This window comes from Streptomyces rimosus (assembly GCF_008704655.1).
Lineage (GTDB): Bacteria > Actinomycetota > Actinomycetes > Streptomycetales > Streptomycetaceae > Streptomyces > Streptomyces rimosus.
In genome coordinates this window covers 4,459,603-4,479,488 of the sequence record NZ_CP023688.1, presented here as the reverse complement: position 1 = coordinate 4,479,488, position 19,886 = coordinate 4,459,603, and the positions used below count along the sequence as shown (strand labels likewise).

The 19,886-nt window shown below is 68.6% G+C and carries 21 protein-coding genes; 3 read left to right on the top strand and 18 right to left on the bottom strand.

Annotated elements, in window-relative coordinates:
• Positions 1–132: 132 nt before the first annotated feature.
• The 13 genes from CP984_RS18895 to CP984_RS18840 form a co-directional block, all read right to left on the bottom strand.
• The gene (locus CP984_RS18895) at positions 133–2,328 is read right to left on the bottom strand and encodes a hypothetical protein (protein ID WP_003986250.1); all 2,196 of its coding nucleotides are present in this window, start codon (positions 2,326–2,328) and stop codon (positions 133–135) included.
• Positions 2,321–4,927, bottom strand: coding sequence for a hypothetical protein (locus tag CP984_RS18890; protein WP_050498948.1), 2,607 nt, complete (start codon positions 4,925–4,927; stop codon positions 2,321–2,323). Before CP984_RS18890 ends, CP984_RS18895 begins: the two co-directional genes overlap by 8 nt.
• A 73-nt stretch (positions 4,928–5,000) precedes the next feature.
• Positions 5,001–5,213, bottom strand: a complete 213-nt coding sequence (locus CP984_RS18885) for a hypothetical protein (RefSeq protein ID WP_003983509.1) — start codon at positions 5,211–5,213, stop codon at positions 5,001–5,003.
• Between the two features lie 13 nt (positions 5,214–5,226).
• Entirely contained in the window at positions 5,227–5,523 is a 297-nt protein-coding gene (locus CP984_RS18880) for a hypothetical protein (protein WP_003983510.1), read from the bottom strand.
• Positions 5,520–5,744, bottom strand: coding sequence for a hypothetical protein (locus CP984_RS18875; RefSeq protein ID WP_003983511.1), 225 nt, complete (start codon positions 5,742–5,744; stop codon positions 5,520–5,522). Before CP984_RS18875 ends, CP984_RS18880 begins: the two co-directional genes overlap by 4 nt.
• An 83-nt stretch (positions 5,745–5,827) precedes the next feature.
• A complete protein-coding gene (locus CP984_RS18870; RefSeq protein ID WP_003983512.1) occupies positions 5,828–6,160 on the bottom strand; it encodes a hypothetical protein in 333 nt (110 codons plus the stop codon).
• A gap of 32 nt (positions 6,161–6,192) precedes the next feature.
• Entirely contained in the window at positions 6,193–6,576 is a 384-nt protein-coding gene (locus CP984_RS18865; protein WP_003983513.1) for an RRQRL motif-containing zinc-binding protein, read from the bottom strand.
• Positions 6,576–7,826 carry a hypothetical protein gene (locus CP984_RS18860; RefSeq protein ID WP_003983514.1) on the bottom strand — a complete coding sequence of 417 codons (1,251 nt, stop codon included), beginning with the start codon at positions 7,824–7,826 and terminating at the stop codon, positions 6,576–6,578. The genes CP984_RS18865 and CP984_RS18860 overlap by 1 nt, the downstream gene beginning before the upstream one ends.
• A gap of 11 nt (positions 7,827–7,837) precedes the next feature.
• A complete protein-coding gene (locus CP984_RS18855) occupies positions 7,838–8,359 on the bottom strand; it encodes a hypothetical protein (RefSeq protein WP_003983515.1) in 522 nt (173 codons plus the stop codon).
• The gene (locus tag CP984_RS18850) at positions 8,356–9,063 is read right to left on the bottom strand and encodes a diguanylate cyclase domain-containing protein (RefSeq protein WP_003983516.1); all 708 of its coding nucleotides are present in this window, start codon (positions 9,061–9,063) and stop codon (positions 8,356–8,358) included. The genes CP984_RS18855 and CP984_RS18850 overlap by 4 nt, the downstream gene beginning before the upstream one ends.
• Complete coding sequence (locus CP984_RS41310; protein WP_156100255.1) at positions 9,060–9,215, bottom strand: hypothetical protein; 156 nt, start codon at positions 9,213–9,215, stop codon at positions 9,060–9,062. The genes CP984_RS18850 and CP984_RS41310 overlap by 4 nt, the downstream gene beginning before the upstream one ends.
• Positions 9,212–9,658 carry a DUF3307 domain-containing protein gene (locus CP984_RS18845; RefSeq protein WP_003983517.1) on the bottom strand — a complete coding sequence of 149 codons (447 nt, stop codon included), beginning with the start codon at positions 9,656–9,658 and terminating at the stop codon, positions 9,212–9,214. The genes CP984_RS41310 and CP984_RS18845 overlap by 4 nt, the downstream gene beginning before the upstream one ends.
• Positions 9,658–9,915 (bottom strand): DUF6284 family protein, encoded by a 258-nt coding sequence (locus CP984_RS18840; RefSeq protein ID WP_003983518.1) that lies wholly within the window; start codon positions 9,913–9,915, stop codon positions 9,658–9,660. The genes CP984_RS18845 and CP984_RS18840 overlap by 1 nt, the downstream gene beginning before the upstream one ends.
• 785 nt (positions 9,916–10,700) lie before the next feature.
• Between CP984_RS18840 and CP984_RS18835 the strand changes: the two genes are divergently transcribed.
• A complete protein-coding gene (locus tag CP984_RS18835; protein ID WP_003983519.1) occupies positions 10,701–11,093 on the top strand; it encodes a GntR family transcriptional regulator in 393 nt (130 codons plus the stop codon).
• A 216-nt stretch (positions 11,094–11,309) separates the two neighbouring features.
• Here the strand turns inward: CP984_RS18835 and CP984_RS18830 are convergent, their stop codons facing one another.
• The gene (locus CP984_RS18830) at positions 11,310–11,873 is read right to left on the bottom strand and encodes a flavoprotein (protein ID WP_030185219.1); all 564 of its coding nucleotides are present in this window, start codon (positions 11,871–11,873) and stop codon (positions 11,310–11,312) included.
• Positions 11,870–13,105 (bottom strand): helix-turn-helix domain-containing protein, encoded by a 1,236-nt coding sequence (locus CP984_RS18825; protein WP_003983521.1) that lies wholly within the window; start codon positions 13,103–13,105, stop codon positions 11,870–11,872. Before CP984_RS18825 ends, CP984_RS18830 begins: the two co-directional genes overlap by 4 nt.
• A gap of 279 nt (positions 13,106–13,384) precedes the next feature.
• On the opposite strand from CP984_RS18825, the gene CP984_RS18820 reads away from it, so the two are divergent.
• Positions 13,385–13,654 (top strand): hypothetical protein, encoded by a 270-nt coding sequence (locus CP984_RS18820; RefSeq protein WP_003983522.1) that lies wholly within the window; start codon positions 13,385–13,387, stop codon positions 13,652–13,654.
• A 187-nt stretch (positions 13,655–13,841) separates the two neighbouring features.
• Here the strand turns inward: CP984_RS18820 and CP984_RS18815 are convergent, their stop codons facing one another.
• The 3 genes from CP984_RS18815 to CP984_RS18805 all read right to left on the bottom strand — a co-directional run bounded on the left by CP984_RS18815 (position 13,842) and on the right by CP984_RS18805 (position 18,927).
• Positions 13,842–14,027, bottom strand: coding sequence for a hypothetical protein (locus CP984_RS18815; RefSeq protein ID WP_003983523.1), 186 nt, complete (start codon positions 14,025–14,027; stop codon positions 13,842–13,844).
• Between the two features lie 878 nt (positions 14,028–14,905).
• Positions 14,906–17,116, bottom strand: coding sequence for an NB-ARC domain-containing protein (locus CP984_RS18810; RefSeq protein ID WP_226048673.1), 2,211 nt, complete (start codon positions 17,114–17,116; stop codon positions 14,906–14,908).
• A gap of 833 nt (positions 17,117–17,949) precedes the next feature.
• Positions 17,950–18,927: a bifunctional DNA primase/polymerase gene (locus tag CP984_RS18805; RefSeq protein ID WP_078587136.1), complete on the bottom strand. Its 978-nt coding sequence runs from the start codon at positions 18,925–18,927 to the stop codon at positions 17,950–17,952.
• Between the two features lie 486 nt (positions 18,928–19,413).
• On the opposite strand from CP984_RS18805, the gene CP984_RS18800 reads away from it, so the two are divergent.
• Positions 19,414–19,728, top strand: coding sequence for a hypothetical protein (locus CP984_RS18800; RefSeq protein ID WP_003983526.1), 315 nt, complete (start codon positions 19,414–19,416; stop codon positions 19,726–19,728).
• The last annotated feature ends 158 nt before the right edge of the window (positions 19,729–19,886 follow it).

Genomic DNA, 19,886 nt, shown 5'->3' with positions numbered 1-19,886 from the left:
TGCGTGCTTGTTGTCGCTTGTTGTCGCTTGTAGCGACAACAAGGAAAGAGGGGGTCACAGGCCCTAAGGGAGTGTGGAAGGGGGTGTGTGCTTGTTGTCGCTTGTAGCGACAACAAGCACACAGAGTGACCGTCAGGCAGAGGGGGGACGGCCGGAGACGTAGCTGCGGTGGACGTAGTACGTCTGCGTTCCGCTGCCCATCTGGAAGACCTCTGCGGCGGCGGCCCACAGGCGCAGCCATCCGGAGATGGTGGTGCGGTGGGTGCTGTAGCCCATGGCCTTCAGGTCCGCTTCCATGCGGGAGGGGCCGGTGCCGTCCGGGCCCGCGTCCAGCACCAGCCGCATCGCCGCATCCTGTGCGGTCGGTTGGGGCTCCGCCGATGTCGGCTTCGCCTGCTCCGGTGGCCTCGGCGGTTCCGGCTTCTGTGCCGGGGCCGGGTCGCTGTGCGCCGGGGCGGGCGGCTCCGGGGGAGCCTCCGGCGGGTTCTGCGGCCGGTCGGTGTTGTTGACCACCAGCCGCAGCCGGCCGTCCGGCGGATCGGCCGGCGCTGCCGGTTTCTCCTCCGGTGCGGCGGGCGTGGTCGCGTCGCCGCGGCGGGGAAAGAGCCGGTTCCATTCCGGGCTGCCGGGACGAATGCCCGCCCCCGGCCCGCCGGGCACCGCGCCCGATGCCGGGGCCGGGCCGCTTTGCGGTGCGGCGGTGGGCACGGGGACGACGGGCACGGCGGTGTAGGGCCGGGTGACCGCGTGCAGTTGCTCCCCCTCATACAGGCGCGGCAGGACCCGCGCCCACCGCGAGGGGTAGTAGCGGCCGTGCGGCACCTCGCACGAGATCTTGTCCAGGACGGGGCGGCGGGCGCTGACGGCCGCGGCGATGCGGTCCATGCGCTGCGGCGTGAGCTGGAACGCCTTGCACGGCCGTGGCTTGGTGCTGTTGTAGGCGTTGAAGCCGCACCCCGGCCACGGGGCGTCGCTGGGGTCCACCTTCTGGTAGCCGGAGAACAGATACGCCAGTTCCTCCGGGTCGGTGACGTACATCCCCCAGCGCCACTTCGCGCGCTTCCGGACTGCCACGGGCACCGAATCGGTGGTGGCCCGCAGGGATGAGACCTTGACCCGTACGCGCACCGCACGCCCGGTGTTCATCACCGTTTCGATCATGCCTTTGATGTCGCGCGGCAGGTCGGCCGTCTCGTCCACCACGATGATGATCGCGGGAATCTCCGGGCTGACCGGGAGTTTGGTGTCGTTGGCCTGGCGCATCACCTGCTGATAGCGGCGCTTGCGCGCCTCGATGATCTGGATCGCCATGGTGAGCAGCGCCCGCGCCTCGTCCAGGGTGGGCGCGGTCCAGTCGATGACCGGCCGCTGGTGGGTGCCGTCGATGGCCCACGAGGTCAGCCAGGGCAGCGACAGGCCGGCGCCGGTGGTGTCGATGTGCCACACCAGCGCGTCCACGGTACGCACGAGCTGTGCGTTGATGACGTTGAGGGTGTTGGTCTTGCCCGACCCGGTGTCGCCGATGCCCAGGCCGCACTGGAAGGCCAGCGAGCCCTTCGCGTACGTGCCGTCCTTGTGCAGCCCGATGGCGAACTCGTCATCGATGCTGGTCGGGGACAGATCGGCGGGGAAGGGGATGGTCTGCTCGATGACGTTGACGGTGGCGACGCGGATGATGGCGGTGCCCTTGCGGCGCCCGCCAGCCACCTCCACCCCGCACCCCTCCGGCAGCCGCAGATCGGACCCCAGCGCCTCTTCGAAGCGCTTGAGCTGGTTCCAGGTGGCGCCGCCGGGCAGCTCCACCTCTACGGTGTAGCCGGTGTTGGCCGCCCACGGCTGAATCGCCACGATGCGGCAGCCCTCCAGCTTGGTGATGCGGGCCAGGCGCTGCTTCCACTGTTCGCCCCACGCATCGTGCCGCTCCTGCCGCGCGGCCTCCTGCGCGTCCCAGGCAGCCTTGCGGCGGCGCAGCTTCTCCGCGCTCTCGTGGCGGCCGATGGCGTTCCAGGTCAGGCGGCCGAAGGCGGCGCCGCCGGCGAGCGCGGCCAGGCATGGCCAGGACCAGGGCGGGCCGTCCGCGGCGGCCCACCACGACCATGCCCCCGCGCCGGCCCACAGGCCGGCGCGGTAGGTGAGAGTGGCGGGCAGGTGCCCGCTGCGGGCCCCGGCCAGCACGCTGCCCAGAGCCCCGGCCGCGGCGATCCCTGCATCCCACAGCGGGTCCACCCCGCTCACGTAGGTCAGGGAGGAGACGGCGAGCGCGGAGGTAACTGCGGTCGCGGCCCCGGTGTTCAGGGTGTGGCGGCCCTGCCAGTCCAGCTCAAACACGCTGCGTTCCCCCCTCACGCGGGGTGTTCCACATATGCTCGTTGGTGCGGGGGTTCTCGTTGTGGTCGATCTCCTCGGAGTGCAGGCGGCGGAAGGCCGGCTGGAGTTCCATGGCGGCGGAGACGGCCTTGCGCAGCCCGTGCACCACGTCGGAGACCATCTCGGCGATGCACGGATCGACCGGGTAGCACTCGGCGGACCGGGTGGCCAGGTAGGTCACGGCCTGCGCCAGGTGCTCCAGCCCGATGGGCACCCCCTCGTACTCCGCGCCTACGATCATGGCCGGATTGGTGGCCGCGTCCGCGTACGCTTCCGGGGACCACTGCTCGTAGACGCCGCTGACCTCTTCGGCGGCGGTGGCCAGCACGGACGGTTTGGCCCACAGGGCGCCGTCGCCATCGATGCCGCCGACGTTCCACCAGTGCTCGTTGGTCCGGGGGTTCTCCAGGCGCATGATGTCCAGGTCGTGAACCTGACTGAAGGTCGGTTCGATCTCGTCGGCGTAGGCGGCGGTGGCCTCCAGCACCTGCGCGACCTGCGCGACGCCCTCGGCCATGGCCGGGTCCATCGGGTAGTAGACGGCGGAGTTCTCCGCCAGCGCCATCACCGCACCGTTGATGTTGCGGATGGCATCCGGCAGGCCCTTGTACTCGGCGGCCACGGCCGCCATCGCGGGCGGGTCGTAGGCCGCGTAGGTGTTGGCGACTTCTTCGGCGGAGGTGGCAAAGACACTCACGTGCCCACCCCTTTCAGCTGTGGTTTCGTTGGCGGCCGGTGCGCTGGTGTCGGCGCCGGGGTCGTCACAGAGGTGGCCGACGTGCCCGCGGTTACCGGTGATCGGCGTGGCCATGCCGGAAAGCTGGGAGAACAGACGGCGCCTAGAGGCGCTTGCCAGGCCCTGCCAGACCTTGCGGAAGACCCGGCCCGGCCAGGGCATTCCGTGGTTGGTGAAGCGGAACCGCTTGCTGAGAGCGGCGGGGACGTTGGAGACGGCGCCGACGAACAGCGCCGGCGGCATCACCGCGAGCGCCGCCACGGTCGCGAAGAACACGGCGGCGGCCAGCCGCAGCAGGTGCCGCAGCTTCGCCAGGTTGCGGCGCCGCCACAGGCGCGTGACCTGCCAGGCCCGCGTCAACTTGGCCTTGGCCCAGGTACCGGCCTGGCCGCGCCACCGTCGCAGTCGCGCCAGGTTGCGGCGCCGCATCCCGCCCGTGGCCTGCCAGGTGCGCGTCAGCTTGGCTTTGGCCCAGGTTCCGGCCCGGCTGCGCCACCGCCGCAGCCATGCGGCGAGGCGCCCGCCCCAGCGTCGCAGCCACTGCCCGGCTGCCTGCCGGGCTCGCGAAACGCGACCCAGTGCGGCCTTGACCGTCGCCCGGCCCGCCCCGCGCAGACGGCCCGCGCCGGCGGCCCGGCCCTTATGGCCCGGCTTGAACCAGCCCGCCCCCCTGCCAGAGCCCAGGCCACCGCGGTGCTTGCCCGTACCGGAAGCACCGAAGCCGTGCCGCCCGGTGCCACGGCCCCCGAAGAAGCCGCCGGCGCCGCGGCGCCCGCCCCCGTTGCCCCGCCCGGAGAACCAGCCCTGCCCCCTGCCGCCACCGCGGGCGCCGAAGCCAGAGCCGGACCCGAACCCGGAACCGGAGCGGCCCCCACGACCGAAGCCCCTGCCCCGACCGAGCGATGACACGCCCGAGGAGCGGTGCCCGGCCGCCGCATCGAAGCGGCCCGCCCGGTTCTTCCCCCGCCCACCGGAACCGGCAGTGCCCGTACCGGGGTTCCCGCCGGAGGCGCCGCGGCCGGTGCCGCGCCGACTCGGCAGGAAGCCACCGGAGCCTGCGGCTCGGTCCGACTTCCGGCCCCCGAAACCGCCGCTCGCCGCACCCGTACGGCCCCCGCCGCGCGAGGCGCCGTTGGCACCGGCCGAAGAGGGCCCGCGGCCGAAGAGGCCGCGCCCACCGCCGCCGCCCCCGCCGAAGCGGCGGTTCACCCGGGCTCCGGCTGGCCCGCCGCCTCCGCCGGAGCCGAAACGGCCACCTGATCGCCCACGGGCCGCTCCGCCGCCACCGGCGGCGCCCCGACGGCCACCGGGCCCGCCGCGGTTGCCGCTGCCGGCACCGCCCGCAGCGCCGGACCGGACCCTGTCCCTGCCGCGGCCTGAGCTGTTCGACGTACCCGTGCCACCCGTCCGGCCGGCACGCGTGGTCGTGGCCGCCTCCGCCCGGCGCTGCTGTGCACTGCGGGCGGAGCGCACGGTGGCCAGGCCCAGCGCGCCGACACCGGCCGCGGCCACGCCGCCCGCGGCGATGGCGGCGATCGGTCCGACGGCATTGAGGCTGCTGCACACGCCGACGGTGGACAGGTTGATGGCGTTGGCCAGCAGCGGCACGGCCGGCAGCCCCACGGGCTGCGGCTCAACCTCTTCATCGTCCTCGGCTTCGTCGCCTGCGTCTCCGGCGTCCGGGTCCGGTGCGGGTTCGGGGTCCGGGCCGGGGGCGGGCAGGTCCAGCGTCGGCGGCGGTTCGGGGTCGGGCGCCGGCGGGTTCGGACCCGTGGGAGTGGAGATTTCTTCGACCGGTTCGGCCGGCGTGATGATTTCCGGCATGCTGAGAGGGCTCCTCTCGAAGGGGTAGGACGCCCCCGGCCAGGCCCTGAGAAAGCGGGCCGGGGGCGACCGTTTAGTTGTGGTCGGCGTCGCGCAGGTACGCAGCGAGCGTGACCTTGGCCGAGGCGACCGCGGCGTACGCGGTCATCGCCGCGTAGTCCCCGGTGTCTTCGCAGCTCACGGCCTGGCGCAAATACTCGTCGGCTTCCAGTACCAGGTCATCGGGAGCGGTACGGATCTGCCGCAGCGACGGGCGCGGCGTAAAGATCTGCTTGAGCACGGACACAGCAGCCCCTTTGTCAGAAGCGGTGCGGGTGGGCGGCGGCGATCTCCTGCCAGCGCCGGTTTTCCACCGCGTCCACGTGGCGGACCTGCACCATGAAGGTGCAGCCCTCCATGCGGCAGCGGTGCACGACGGTCGAGCGCGCCTCGGCGATGCGCAGCACCAGCGTGAACGCGGTCATGAACAGGGCACCGGCGCACGCCGCGAGCATCGCCAGCGGCACGTGGTAGGAGGCCAGTCGCCAGCCGATCGCCACGGCGTAGACCGCGCCGACCGCGACCGCGACGGGCAGGACCAGGCGGTGGCGCTTCACGATGCCTCCAGGTCGTTGCGGTCGAGGCTGAAGAAGACGACGTTGGGTCGGGCCAGTTCCGGCTTGCCGCGAACGACCTGCGCATAGATGCGGTTGAAGGCTTCCTCCCGCGTGGATCCGGGCCGCGGGGTGAAAGTGCCGGTCTGCGTGCACATGGCGTAGCCAGGGCTTTCGACCGTCAGGATGAAGAAATGGGTTCCGGTTCCCTCCGTGCAGCTCAAGAGGGCCCCTCCTTCCCCGTCAGTGGGCCGGACTGTCCGGCCGCCCACGGCCCCGGCATGGAGTCCGGGACCGCGGGCGGCTGTCAGGCAGCGGTCATAACGGGGTAGGGCAGGTAGCCGGTGAGCTGGACGGGCACGCCCTCGTACGCGGTGTAGGCGCGCAGGCAGTGGCACCTGCTCAGTTCGCTGTACTCGATGCCGCAGGGATCGATGCCGAGGGCGGCGCGCCAGGCTTCGAAGTCCGCGGCGCAGGCGTGCAGATCGATGTGGATGCCCTCTTCGATGCCGTCGGGTCCGCACACCGTGCCCACGGTGAAGCTGGTACTGGGCAAGATGGCGAACCGGTCGGCCAGGACCGCCAGGGCGCGGATGGCGCGGGCCTGCGAGGCCACGGTCAGGGCAGGGTGTTCCGTCACGGTGGTACTCCCATCAAGCTGAAAGTGTGAGGTCAGGCGGCGTGCGGGGCGTCGGGGTAGGCGCAGGGCACGCACGTGCCGAGGGAGCGGGGGATGCAGTAGCCGGCGTCCTGCCGGCACTGCGGGCAGGTGCGGCGCGCGCGCATCGCGGCGGCCAGCGCTGCCCGCCGGCCCGCCGTCATCGGCCGGACCGGCTTGGCGCGCTTGATCTCGTAGAGGTAGGCCACGGCCACGCCGGAGCCATAGCGGCACTGGCGCATCACCTGCGCGGCGACCGGCTGCCCGCCGGGCCGCAGCCCACGCGCCCGCAGTTGGCGGCGGGTGGCCAGCCCGGACGGGGCATAGCGCCAGGGGTAGGTCGGAACTCCCCATCGGGTGCCGGACGGATCCCAGCACTTGCCGAACGCCGGGGACATCACGCGGCCCCGGCGGTCGGCTGCTGTGCGGCCCGCAGGTCGCGGTAGCGGGCGGAGACCCAGCCCACCGACCAGCCGGTGCGGTCGGCCGCCTCGCGGACGGTCAGCCCGTCGGCCAGGCTCTGCCGGACGGCTTCGAGTGCTTCGTCCTCGGAGAGCTTGGCCGTGTTCACGGGCTTCGGCCCGGTGTTCACGGCGCTGTTCATGCCAGGCATGGCCGCGGCCGGCGCCGCCGCGTGAACAGCGGCGGCCGGATGTTCACGGGCCGCCTCCGCCGTCCGGACCGACGTGTTCACGGGTGCCGGGGCGGGTGTGTTCACGGCCTCCGCCGCGGTGTTCATAGTGATCTTTGCGGGCTGTGCATCGGCCGTGTGCGACCGCTCCCGTACGAGGCGTTCCCGCTCCTGGCGTTCACGCTGTTCACGCTCGATGCGGGCCTGTTCACGGGCCTGGTGGGCCGCCTGTTCACGGCGCCGTTCCTCCCGTTCCCGCTCTTCACGGGCCAGGCGCTCCGTGCGTTCCTCCTCACGGATGCGGGCCGCTTCCTGGCGTTCGGCTTCGGCTCGCCGCTCCTGGCTGGCCAGGCGCTCCCGCTCCAGTGCGGCGGCGTGTTCACGAGCCTGGCGCTGTTCGGCGGCCTCGTGTTCACGGCGTTCACGCTCCAGCCGCTCCGCCTGTTCACGCTCTTCCCGCGCCAGGCGTTCGCGGCGCTCGCGTTCACGCTCGCGCTCCTCGCGGGCCAGGCGTTCCCGCTCCTGGCGCGCGGCCTGTTCACGCTCCTGCCGCTCGCGCTGTTCACGCTCGATGCGCACCAGCGCCGCGGCAATGGCACGGCGGTAGGCCAGCGCTGCTTCGGCGTTCACGATCAGCAGCAGCGGCGCCGGGATGTGCACACCGACACCGACCAGATCGCCGCGCAGGGCGGAGTCACCGACGTTGAGCACGAGCGTCATCAGCCCGGTCAGCCAGCGCAGCAGGAACGGCCACACCGACCGGCGCGGGGTGGCGCCGTCGCGGGCCGCCTGCGCGTGCAGGCGGGCCAGGGCGGCGTCCAGCCGGACGACGATGACCACGGCCGAGTCCACCACCAGCGGCAGAATCGGCGCGGTCCACACCCAGCCGGGCGCGGTGTGGCCGGCCATCAGCGGGGTGACCGTCAAGACGCTGTAGACGATCGCGCCGATGGTGATGGTCCACGACCCGATCGTCAGCGTCCGGTCCGCCGCCTCGACATCGGCCGCGCTGGTCATCTTCGACGGCCTCATGCCGCCCCCGCCACACGCTCCGCCGCCTGCTCCGGCACCACGGCCACGGCCTCCACCCGCCACGCGACCTCGGCGGCCGGCAGGTCGGAGGATGTCCAGCCGGTGCGCGACGCGCCGCAGGTGGCCGCGTGCTCCTTGGCCGCCGCCGCAGTGGGGTGCAGGCTGTGCGGCTCCCCGTACTTGCGCAGCAAGTACAGCCACGACGGCGCCGTACGGGCCGCGGCCAGGTGCTGTTCCAGCTCGCCGATGTGGTGCTGCTGGCGGGCGATGACCAGCAGGGCCGCGGTGAACGCCTGTCGCATCTGCTCGTTGCTCTGGTGTAGTTCGGCAGCCTTCTCGGCCGCCACCTGAGCGTCCCATTCGGCGGCCTGGTGTTCCTCGCTCAGCTCCCGCACTGACCGCAGATAGCGAGCCCAGTTCTCGTCCAGTGTCCCCAGGAGTTGCCGGACACGTTCGTCGGCAGAGTCCAGGTCGGCGCGCAGCCCGGCCAGGCGGGCCGCCGTCACGATACGGATCATGATGTGGTGGTCCCTTCCAGGGCGGTGCCGCGCCGGCCGTGCCGACGCCCGTTGACGGTGCGGCGGGTCGGGGTGGGGCCCGCGGCAACGCGCCAGCCGCCGCCGCTGCGCTTGGCCTCGTACATGGCCTCATCCGCCAGCCGCAACGCCAGCGGCAGTGACACCGCGGGCAGGTCGGCCGTCAGGCAGGCGCCGATCGAGACGCCGACGGTCAAGCTCTGGCCGCGGTGGGCGAACGGGGCGGTGATGTTGTCGTACAGGCCGCGCAGCAGCCAGGGCAGCACCGCCACGTCCGGCAGGTGCACCACGGCGGCGAACTCATCGCCACCCAGGCGTCCTGCCACCACCGACGGGTCCAGCCCCAGCGGGTCATCGAAAGCCGCACCGGCCGCCCGAATCGCCGCATCGCCCGCGTCGTGCCCGTGGCGGTCGTTGAGCCGCTTCAGGCCGTCCAGGTCGAGCAGCAGAACGACGCAGGGCCCCAACTCCAGCGTGCGCGGGGCGTACAGCTCGAAGCCGGCCCGCGTCAGCAGCCCGGTCAGCGGATCGTGCCGGGCCTGCTCCAACTCCGCGGACAGCCGCTGGATCATCTGCGACTGGTAGCGGCCGGCCTGCACCGCGCTCCTGGCGAAGTTCAGCAGCCAGGACACGTCCGGGTCGTGCTGCGCGCGCTCCCGGAACCTCTCCAGAGCCGGAACGGTCATGACACACCCCCGATCACGTCGGTACGGGTGTAGTCGAGCGCGCCATCGGCGATCTGGTGCCGCTGTTCGGCGAGCTGCCCGGCGCGGTAGGCGCGCGGGTGCAGGCGCCGCCACAGGCGGTGGCGCAGCGTGGCGCGCGGTCGGCGCGTCATGAGGCACCTCCCGCGATGAGCAGGGCGGCCGGGAACAGGCCGAAGACCAGGTGCATGGACTGATCGACCAGCGGCATCCCGCCGCGCTGGACGAAGCCGGCGGACCCGGTGTGGCACATCCAGGCCCGCACCGGCCACCTGCGGTCAATCAGCGAGTGCGTGAGGTGAATCCACAACACGGCACCCGTCACGCCCCACACCGGGAGCGGCAGGTGAACCACGGCGGCCAGGAGTCCCAGCGCCAGCAGTTCGGCGACGCTGTGCGTCGCGGCGTGCAACTGGTTCGCGCCCCATCCGGTGTGCCGGACGGACTTGCCGTCGGGGCCCTGTTCCGTCCAGCCGGCCTTACGGGCCGACATGCGGTCGCCTTGGGCCAGGTAGTCGGCGGCGTGGTGCGCGGTGAACAGCGCGATGTAGGCCGCGGCGAACTCGGCGGCGGCCATCAGGCCACCTCCGGCACGGGCTCACCCTGGTTGGCCAGGGACAGGCGAGCGGCGAGCAGCTTGCGGCAGGCCCGCCGGATACGGCGGTCAGCCACCTCCGTTGCGGGGGCGTCCAGCGCCGCGATCTGCGCGTCCAGCAGCTCGACTTCCGCTACGATCACCGGCATCTCGGCTTCGATCGCGGCCAGGTCGGCGGCGCTCGGCTCCTGAGCGGCCAGGTCCGCAGCCATGGCGTGGTCAGGGGTGGGAATCTTCATGACGGGCGTTCCTCTCGAAGGAAACGGCAGGCGCCCCGGCCAGGCCCTGAGAAAGCGGACCGGGGCGGACATCGGTTGCGCGAAGGCCGTTCATCAGCACGAGCAACCGCGGCGCCCCGCCACCCGACATCGCCTGTGTGGCGGTCGGGCGGAAGGGACCGTGAGCACTGGTGCTCAGCCGCGCGGAAAAGTGGGGTGCGCGGTAGTGACGCGGTGGGCCTAGCCAGCGCCGTGCCGGTCCAGCACGGGCGGCGCCCCAAGCGTTCGTTGCATCAGGACCTCCAGCTCGAAGGGCGGGAGAGGCAGGCTTCGCCAAAGCGCCGTTGCCACAGCGCTCCGGACCCGAGCCTGAAAGTTCGGTGCGTCATCGTCACTGCTCTGACGCCAGCAGGGCGGCGCGAACCAGGTAGCACCCGAGAGGCTGACCTCCAGGAGAGGAGGGATGATCCCCACGGATGTTCTCCAGAGCTGGCCCGCAGGAGGACAGGTTCGCCTGTCACAAAGTGGCCGCCGGGCGGCCATCACCCGGGCCGTTGCGGGGACAGGGACTCAAACCCTGTCGTCACGTCTCTGTTGAGATATCAAGGTACGACCGCTTCCTTCGGGCCCGTTTCGCGGGGCCCTCCGGGCTGTTCTTGCAGGTCGAGTACTTACAGCGCGCCGTTGGTGAATCCCTTCCGGGTTCGCGTTCCGGCGTGAGTTCAGATTGACCCATGTCAATCTGACTGTCAAGGAGGTTCGCCGAAGGATCTGAGATTGACCTAGGTCCGGTTACTCTCGGGGGCATGGATGTGAGCCCCGTAGCGCCCAAGCAAACGGCCAAGGAGATCGCTGCTGAGTACCGCGCGAAGATTGCGGACCCCAACAACGAGGACTACTCACCAGGGAAGCGACTGCCAGCCGCTCGCCAGCTCGCCAAGAAGCTTGGCGTCCAGCTCATGACCGTGCAGAGCGCGTACAGCCAACTTCGGGATGAGGGCTTGGTTCTCACCCAGCAGGGGCGCGGGACGTTCGTACGCGACCCATCGGCGCCGCTCGGCACCGAGCCGGGCAGTAGCCCTGCCTATGCCGCCCTGGCGGGGGAGCTTAGGTCGATCCATGACGCTCTCCGACTTCTCGGCGAGCGTCTGGACCGGCTTGAGGAGATCGTGAGTAGCGAGACTCCACCTTCGCGGTGAGTGCGTTGGCGCGCCTTAGCAGTCCTTCGGTCGTGGCACGCGCCTCGTCGAGACTCGCTTTGATCAGTGCGAGTTCAGCAGGAGTGAGGTCCGCTAGCTCATTCTTTCGCTCTCTGATCCCTGGCATGAGAATGAGCATGGGGCCGCGATCGGCGGAGGACCCGGACAGTCTGTCCGGGTCCTCTCGTCTTGCAGGCCAGGCACGCTGACTGGCCGTCACATCGTCATTTCGTCCACGGCATCCAGTACCGCAGACCATGGAAGCTCACGCCCTGGCGGCGCGTCACGCGGCTCATGCAACGGCCATACGTCCGGCCCGTAGATGAGCCGAACACCGGCTTCCCGCAGGGCATCGATGTGGCACTGCCACGCCGGGTGGCGAGCGTGCGCCGCATTCACGCGGGGAAAGACGATGACTGGCAAGCCGATAGTCCCGATGGCCTCGCCCACCTGCGTAAGAGCCTGGTTGTCCATGAGGCCGCTCGCGAGCTTTGCGACCATGTTGGCCGACGCTGGAGCCACGACGTAGCAGTCAACGGCTGGATGCGGTCGGGCTTCGCCGGGGAGGCGCGGTTCATGACGGACGGGTAGGCCAGTCAGCTTTTCCAACCGTTCGGCCTCGCCGTTTTCCCGAAGCCAGATCCCCGCCGTCGGCGTCAGCGTCACAGCCGTCTGCCACCCACGTTCCATCGCAGGCTCGACAAGGCCGGCACGGATCGACTCCACCCCGCCGGCCGCCGAACCGACGACTCCCAGTACCCCGCGCCTGTTCGAACTCACTGCACCGCCCTGCACCGTTGGGCCATAGCGAAAACCTCAGACGAGCGCGAGCCGCCGCTCACAGGCGACTGCTTGATCAGGTCCCTCACCGTCTCGCGCACCCTGGGATTGTTGCGCACGAGCTGCGGTGCCGTGCGTTCGGCGTTGCGCAGCTCGGTGAACGCCTCATCGCCGTGCCCGGCGAGGGAAAGCGCGCGGCTGTAGTCGATGCGGTGCGAGACGCTGCGCTCCTGCGGCATGTGGTCGACGTTGATCCGGCCGTTCTCCACCACGTACGACACGTTGTCCAGGTCAAGCTCGATTGACAGCCGGTGGAGGATCACGTTCGTGGGGCCGAAACCGGTTTGCCAGTAGTTTTCGTCTGAACCGAGATCGTCAGCGAGTTCTTCGGCACGGTCCAGGAGGCGGGTGGCAGTCGGGCGGTCCTGGTGTCGAGCCGCCGCGACAGCGGCTCGTAGGTGGATCATCCCAAGCAAGCTCAGCGCAGACGGATCGCTCTCCGCTACCTGGGAGGCCAACCACGTCGCCGTGGTGTTGCCCAGCTCCATCGCAGCTTCGTACCGCCCGTTGGCAAGCAGCGCGTGTGTGCCGGACCGGGCGGCTGAGGCGAGGACCAGAGGATTGTCGGACTCGTCTGCCGCACGCATCGCCCGCTCAGCGGCCAACCACGAGACGTCAGACTCCCCCACCTTCGCGAGCGTCGTGGCCGCGAGGTGATGCGCGCGGGCAGAGACTGCCCAGCAGTCGCGGCGGTCCTCGCCCCGGCGTCCCGCACGGTCTTCTAGCTCCTGCGCCGTTTGGAGAAGCGCCGGAAGGGCCGCGATCACGCTGCCGAGCCGCCCGCCCTGGTAGTCGTTCCAAGCATGCTCCACACGCACCGCCGCAGGCGCAGGAGTGGGGAGCTGAACGTCCGACTCTGGCCCGAAGAGCAGACGCGAAAGCCGCCGGGGGCTCATGAGCGCATCACGTACGGCCGGCACATCGTCCTGATGCTTCTCGTCCTCCACTAGAAGGGTCTGACCGAGTAGGTCGCCAAGCGGCACGCGCAAAATTCGTGCCAGTTCCGCGAGCATGTCGATTCGCGGCGGCTTCCGGCGGCCGGTCTCTGCTTTCGCGAGCCAGTCAGTACTACGGCCGACCAGACCGGCCAACACCTCTTGCGTGTAGCCGCGACGCTTCCGGTAGAACGCGATGCGCTCGCCGATGCTGAGGTGATCTCCAAGACCACGCATGGGGTGCTGCCTCCTGCTGTTGGTAGGGGCCTGTTTCACGTTACAGAGCCGGTCAGGCGGCGGGTAGATGTTCTTGGCACCCCGCCGCCGCCAGTACGAGCTTGATGGGCCCGAGCGGGCGAGGCCCGGACGGAATGTCCGGGCCTCTTCGTACAGGTCAGGGACGGGATTGTCGGGCAGTCTGTGGGCCGTCGGCAGAGGACCGGCAACGCCCTCCTTGAGCCGAGTGGCGAAGGGAGAGGAGCATGGGCGCAGGAAAGCGAGAGGGAGGCGGGCATCATGGGCTGGGTTGATCCGCAGTGGATCCCGACGTTGCAGCGGGATGGCCGGTATGGACGTCTGCTGACGCTGACCCAGCGCCTCCTTGAAGAGCGCGAGCAGAAGCAGGAGCGGCCGGTGCCGAAGTGCACCTGCACGGGCGGGCAGACGACGATCCGGGACGCGGACGGCCACGAGACCACGGTTCAGTGCGACGCGTGCCAAGGAACGGGCGAGCTGCCTACCTATGCCGACAACGAGGACAACGGTCAAGCCGAAGGCAGCCGATAGAGCGGCCGGCGGCCCGATCGGGTGCAGGGCTAGACCGTCGTTGCGGGCCGTATTCGCCTCGCCATGGGCCTACACGGGCCACGGACGCCTCCTGAGCGTCATTTTCGATAGAACATGCAGGTCACGGGCCCTATACCTGCGTGCGGCGGAACGCTCTTGAAACCTGATGTAGTAAGGCCACCTGCCTCTACGGGTCGCCCGTCTTGCTGCGGGCGCGGACGCACTCCGGGCATGTCCATGCGCGCCCAAGGACACGCATGAGCCGCGTCTCCGGATGGTCGAGGCAGTACAGTTCCACCGGCTGCCCCGGCTTGTGCGGCTGGCGGACGTAGGACGCGAACCAGCGCGCGCCCGTCGGGTCGCGTTCGATCATTCGTCGTCTTCCTCAGTGTCGTCATCGTCCGGTTCGGGTTCCGGCGCGCTGACGGTCTCCTCGTTCACCAAGTCATAGTTGTTGATCTCCCTCTCGCCTCCAGCCATGGCGCCCGCCTCCACTCGTCGGCCGTGCCTCCATCGTCCTCCGGCCGGCACCGAACCTTCAACGCCCCCTGTGGGGCGGTCTGTGGACGAGGCGTGGACGAGAACCAGGCAGGAGCCGCCGAATCGGACTGACTAAGCAGGCCAGGAGGCATGGCGCCGCTTCACCGGGCATGGTCTTGAAAACTGTCGTGGCGGCAACGCCACCGTGGGTTCAAATCCCACAGCCTCCGCACCAAGACGGCCCCTGACCTGGTATTCGGTCGGGGGCCGTTTGCTTTCCTGCTGTCTGCCGAGGCCCGCCGTTCGCCGTTTCCCGCCCGCTCAGGCATAGCAGGGGTATAGGCGCCGGTGCGGCGGGTTGGCCATCCATCTCCCTAGTCGTGCGCCTAGCGGAGCGCTTATGACGGGCTTGACCCCGTCGCGGCAGCAGTCGCGCCCTCACGGATCAGGCTTCCAGTCTGCTCGCGCTGTCGCACCCGTCAGGAGCTGCGCCGGAGCCTCCGGACCACCGGATGCTCCATAAGGCCGACCGCCATAAGCCAACGTTCGATGCTCACTTCCCCCGACGCCCCTGTAGGAATTACGCCCGTGAGCCGGATCAGTCGCTCTGAGGGGCAGTCGTGCCAGCACCTGCCGCAGAGTCGAATGACCGGTAACCGGATTTTTGCTCCGTTTGCGCTCGGACAGCAGGCACGGGTGAGTCTCACCGCGGCTTGGTAAGTATGTCCGGCCCATGAGAGCCGTTCCAGTACGGGACCGGGATCGCTTGAACTAACCCAACCAACGAAGCTGGGTGGCGCGTGGCCCCCGTTCGTTCTCCTCGTCCGGTGTGAACGCTACAGGAACACCTTCCAGCAGGTACGACCAGTCAGACTCTGCTTGCAGGTCACTGAGGTGGAAGAAATACTCCCTCCCCCACGAACGGACAAAGCCGAACTTCCTGTCGTCCCGCACTGCTTTCAAATTTCCTACTCTTCTCGTAAGCAGTTCGGCGTCGAGAGCGCGTAGGCGGTCCCTGAGTCGTGCGGCAAAGTTTCGGCAGCTTACCGCCATGAATTCTTCGTCAGAATTCTCGCCGATGTCTTCGGCAAGGTCGATCAACTGCACGAGTCGATCGGAAGTTTCCCCGTGCAATATCTCCAATCTGGCCGATTCTGCGATTTCCACAGCCGCTTCGATGGTCTCGACAGCTTCACCGGTGCGCAGGTGTTCCAGGTGTTGCTGTGTCCCGTACACGGCAGCACGTGCGCCCATGGTTACGGCTACGGATCCGTCGTCCCTAGTGGGTTTCAGAGAGAGGGCATGCGATGTGCTGACTACAGCTGCGGCATAGTCGCGCAGTTGTATGTGCGCCCAAGTGATCTGGTTGATTACCGCAGGAGGTACCTCTGCCAGGACGGCCGCTCTCTGTAGTAGTTCAAGACCTTGTTGGTAATCCACGGATTCATCGACCAGGAATGAGCCGTAGAAGTAGTTCAATGTGGCTGAATCAGGCGCTAGTTCGTAAGCTTGTTCATAGGCGGCGCGGGCGTCGGCGAGATCTTTCCTGCCGACATGAATGAACGCTTCGGCCCTCCAGGCTTCGTGGTAGGTAGGTGCCAGCGTTTGTGCTTCTCGGCAACTCGCCAACGCCTTGTCGAATTCACTGCGATCGTATTCGCGCAGTGCCTTCCGTAGTATCTGAGCTACGCTGTAGTCTCCGGAACCTTGGATGTCGATCGTCTTGGGGTCGTACGGAGATGCTGTACTTTCCGCCTGTAGAGCCGTCCCGAGTTCCGTCAACTCGTTGCTGCGGCTCTCAAACTGCGTCCTGTCTGTCGCCTTCACTGCATGATGCTTGTCCAGGTACTGTTTCCCGAATTCGGTGAGACGATAGGTGGTTACCGACGTCTCACCCCCCGAGGCGCCCTGCATCTGCACGAAGTTGGTTTTCATCAGCTCCAGCAGGCTGGATTGTATGGAACTAGCCGAGTAGCTGTTCAGGAAGGCCAGCTCACCCTGGCTTCTTCGGCCGGGTAGGACCTGCATGGAGCGAAGTACGGAACGCGCCTCGTCGTTGAGGTACTGATATACGTTCGACATACAGAAATCGAGCAGTAGCTTATTGCCGTTGAATAGCTCCTCGGGGCGTTTTCCTGCCTGTACGCCGGCAACGAACCAGCGAATGTAGAGCGGGTGTCCCTTCATCGCGCGAACCATGCTGGAGATGTTCGTCGATGGCAGCCCTTGTAGCGCCCTCACATCGCGCACGCGAGTCAAGGTGTACAAAAGTCGAGTGGAGTCGTCGTCTGAAAGCGGGGAAAGTGCTACAGGGTTCTCAATGCCAAGCCCTATCCGGCTTGTGACGATGACCTTGCTGCCCGTGGGGATGTCGAGGAGAAAATCGCGCAGCCTCTGATCTAGAACGGTTTCCAGATTGTCCAGGATCAGGAGGACGCGAAAGTGTTCCAGATAGGAGAGGACTTCTTCGATTGGGTCGCTTGCCCTGGCGGCGGTTTTGCCTCCCAGTTGCTCCGCCGCCGAAGTGAACAGGCCAAGCGAAGTCTCGATAGCCCCGCTTATTCTTTGGATCTCGTTCACTGTCAGGGAGGTGGCCTTAGCGGTTACCCACACGAAGGCGTCGAAGTCGACTTTCGGGTCGTCGAGAAGCTCGTAAGCGGCCTTGAGTGCGATTGACGTCTTTCCTATTCCTCCGTCTCCGAGGACCGAGACAACGGGATAGGCGCCTTTTATCACCTTCTTTATTCGGTCCAGTTCCTTGCGGCGACCAAAGAATCCCGTTTCGTCAAATTCGGGGGCAGGGAGGTTGTGTTGAGGGGCATTGTCAGGGTCGGCGACCAGGCTGATGGTTAGCCCGAGAACGTAGGATGGATCATCTTCGAGCTTACGTAGAACTTCACAGACATTCGACCAGTGAGACTTCGACGATGCGCATATTTCCTTGGCAACATCGTGGACAGTTGGCAGGTCGTCAATCTCCATAGGGCGCGTGTGTGCGACTCGGTTGCGCACCTGGGTAAGCGCGCTCAGATGGGGAGCGAATCGGCTGACCGTAGCCTGGTGATCCTCTGGGAGGCGGCTCTTGAGCCTGCTCAGCACTTCGTAGGCATCGGCGAAGTCGAGGAGTTGAACTAGTGAGGCGACACTCGTCGAGGAGGCGTTGGCCTCTTTGGGCTGCCGCAGGATGACCTTCTCGTATCGCTTGCTGCTCAGAATCGATCGCGCGTCGTCCGCAGCGTCGCACACCCCGAGGATCGCAGCCCGTAAGTCCTCCTCAATCGCGGAGAGGAGAGCGAAGCAAGTGAGACGGGTTGCGGACGAGCTCATGATGCCCCCAAGGTCACTCAGTGCGCGTGATGTTCGTGCAGCGTGGGTTGATGGTAAGTCAGCTCTTGTGACCTGAGGCACCTGTAAGTCATAGAACTTTGGCATTTTCAGAACGCACGCGTCTCACACCGTCGCGGGTTTCGAGGGTGTAGCCGCCGAGGGGGCCGGGGCGTGGGGCAGAGGTCGGTGGCCAACAGGTTGCCGGATTCTTCGTGGTCCATCGCTCGGCCCTGGGGGGGGGCACGGTGTGATGGTGTCCGGGCCCTCTGGTGCCTTGCTCCAGGCGCGGGGGCGGTTACTGGAGGTGGCTACCGCGCGTATCGAGGGACCTTTGGGAACCGGTAGTACATGACGGCTCGCCCGCCCGCCCGCCTGGTTGGGCAGGCACCTCGGCGTAGAGGTCCCACGGCAGCTCGATCGGCCGGGGCGCGTGGCGTGAGTCGGCCCAGCCGGCCACCCAGATCCTGATGAGCTCCGAAGACATCGCGTCACTGCCGTCCCGCCGAAGCGATGGTCGCCCGTGCCTCCCGCTCGCTCAGCCCCGTGTGCAGGGCCGCTGTGGTGAGTGCCGTGGACATCTCCTGGCCCAGGCCCGATTCGTGGGCGCGGCAGGCGGCCCAGAAGAGGCGGGCGTTTCGTTGGCCGTTTGGGGCGGTGCGGACGAAGCGTAGGAGAGCGGGGGCGGGGGTGGAGGGGGTGTGGGGGGTCGGGCGGGGCCGAGTGTTGTGGGGGTGAGTGGTGTGGGGGAGGTGGGTCAGGAGGTGGAGTAAGGCGGGTGGGGCGGGGGTTGGGGTTCGGGGGGTGCCGGGGGTGAGGGTGTAGGCGCCGCGGGATGTGTGGGAGCCGGGGCCGACCAGGTAGCCGCCGGTGCCGCGGATGTCGATGCCGGGGGCCAGGCGGCCCGCGGAGTTGGGGACGGGCGGGGACGGCGGGCCGGAGAAGTACAGGTGGTGGCCGCCGCTCGGGGTGCGGACCGTGACGGTGGGCGGCAGGGCCACGTGGTGTTCCTCGGCCAGCAGGCGCAGGGCGGTGAGGCCGTCGGCGCCGTGTTTGGTGTCCAGGTCGATGCCGATGAGGTGGTACGGGGGGACGCCGCAGGCGATGCCGTACGCGGTGGCCCAGGGCGCGGCCGCGAAGAGGCGGCGTACGGCGAGCGGGTCGGCGGTGGCGTCGTGGATGCCGTGTCCGAGTTGGCCGCAGGCGCCGCGGCACGGGGCGGTGGCCTGGTCGGCGTGGTGCGGGGAGGCCACGGCGGGGAGTTTGGCGCGGGTCAGCGGGATGACCGCGTAGCCGCGGCCGGCGGCCACGAGGGCGTGGGTGAGGGCGGTGGTGTGGTGATCTTCGCGGCGGTAGGGGTGGCCGGGGCGGGGGCTACGGCGGGTGAAGCGGTCGATGGAGGCACCGGCGGACCGGTGTGCAGGCCCGTCGACGGGAGTGGAGGGATGGCTTCCGGTGGTCGTGTCCATGGCGGGAGAGTGGGGAGAGGCCATGGATTTATTTTCGTATGTACGTTCGAGTAAGGAAAGGGGAACGAGGGATTCACCACGGGAGGGGCCGAAATTGTGCGGGAACGTTTCGGCGCAATCGGGGGAAGGGGCGCCGGGGGCGCGGGTGGGCGCGGTGAGGCTTTGGAGGGGGCGCGCGAGGTTTACCCGGGGTTCTTCATGCTTGAGAGGGAAGTGGGTGTTCCGGGCTGGTTCGCCGGGGGTTCGTTGGGCAAGTCTGATCACCGCGACGTCGTGAACTCCACGAGGGCGGCAGCCAACTGCCCTTGTGGAGCGCGTAGTTGGGCGGGGTGGGTGGGTTTCGGTTCGCCCGTACCCGCTCTGTCCCCAGTCCCGTCCCGTGATCGCGTTACGCAGTCCCAGCGTCTTACGTCCCCAGCAAGCGTGCAGCGCCCATCGGTCCCGTGCCGGACCACTTGGGCCGTGTCCCGTAAGAGGAGAAACGTCATGGCAAGGATCCGTACCGCCCGCACTGCCCGTACCGTCGCCGCCCTCGCCGCCCTGCCCCTGGCGACCGCCCTCCTGACCGGTGTGGCCCACGCCGACAACGGCGCGCTCGCGGGCAACGGGTCGAGCGCTGCGGCCACGAGCCTGGTCGGCAGCGGCGTCGGCCACAACAACAACGGCAACTCGACCACCACGCAGCAGGTCGCGAACGGCCCCGGAGCGTCCAACCAGAACAACAACGCGAGCGTGATCGGTCACGGACTGACCCACATCGACCAGACCAACGCAACGGTGAACTTCACCAACCTCTGGTGAGCCGGGACGCGTGGCCCGGCCGGCGTAACCGGTGACGCCGCCCGAACCGCGCCGCGGTGGTCTTGACAGTGAAGGGTTCCTGACGGACAGTCAGGAACCCTTCGGCGTGAGCGCGGTACCGAGGTCGGGAGGAGGGGCTAATGGGCGTGGAGGAGGGG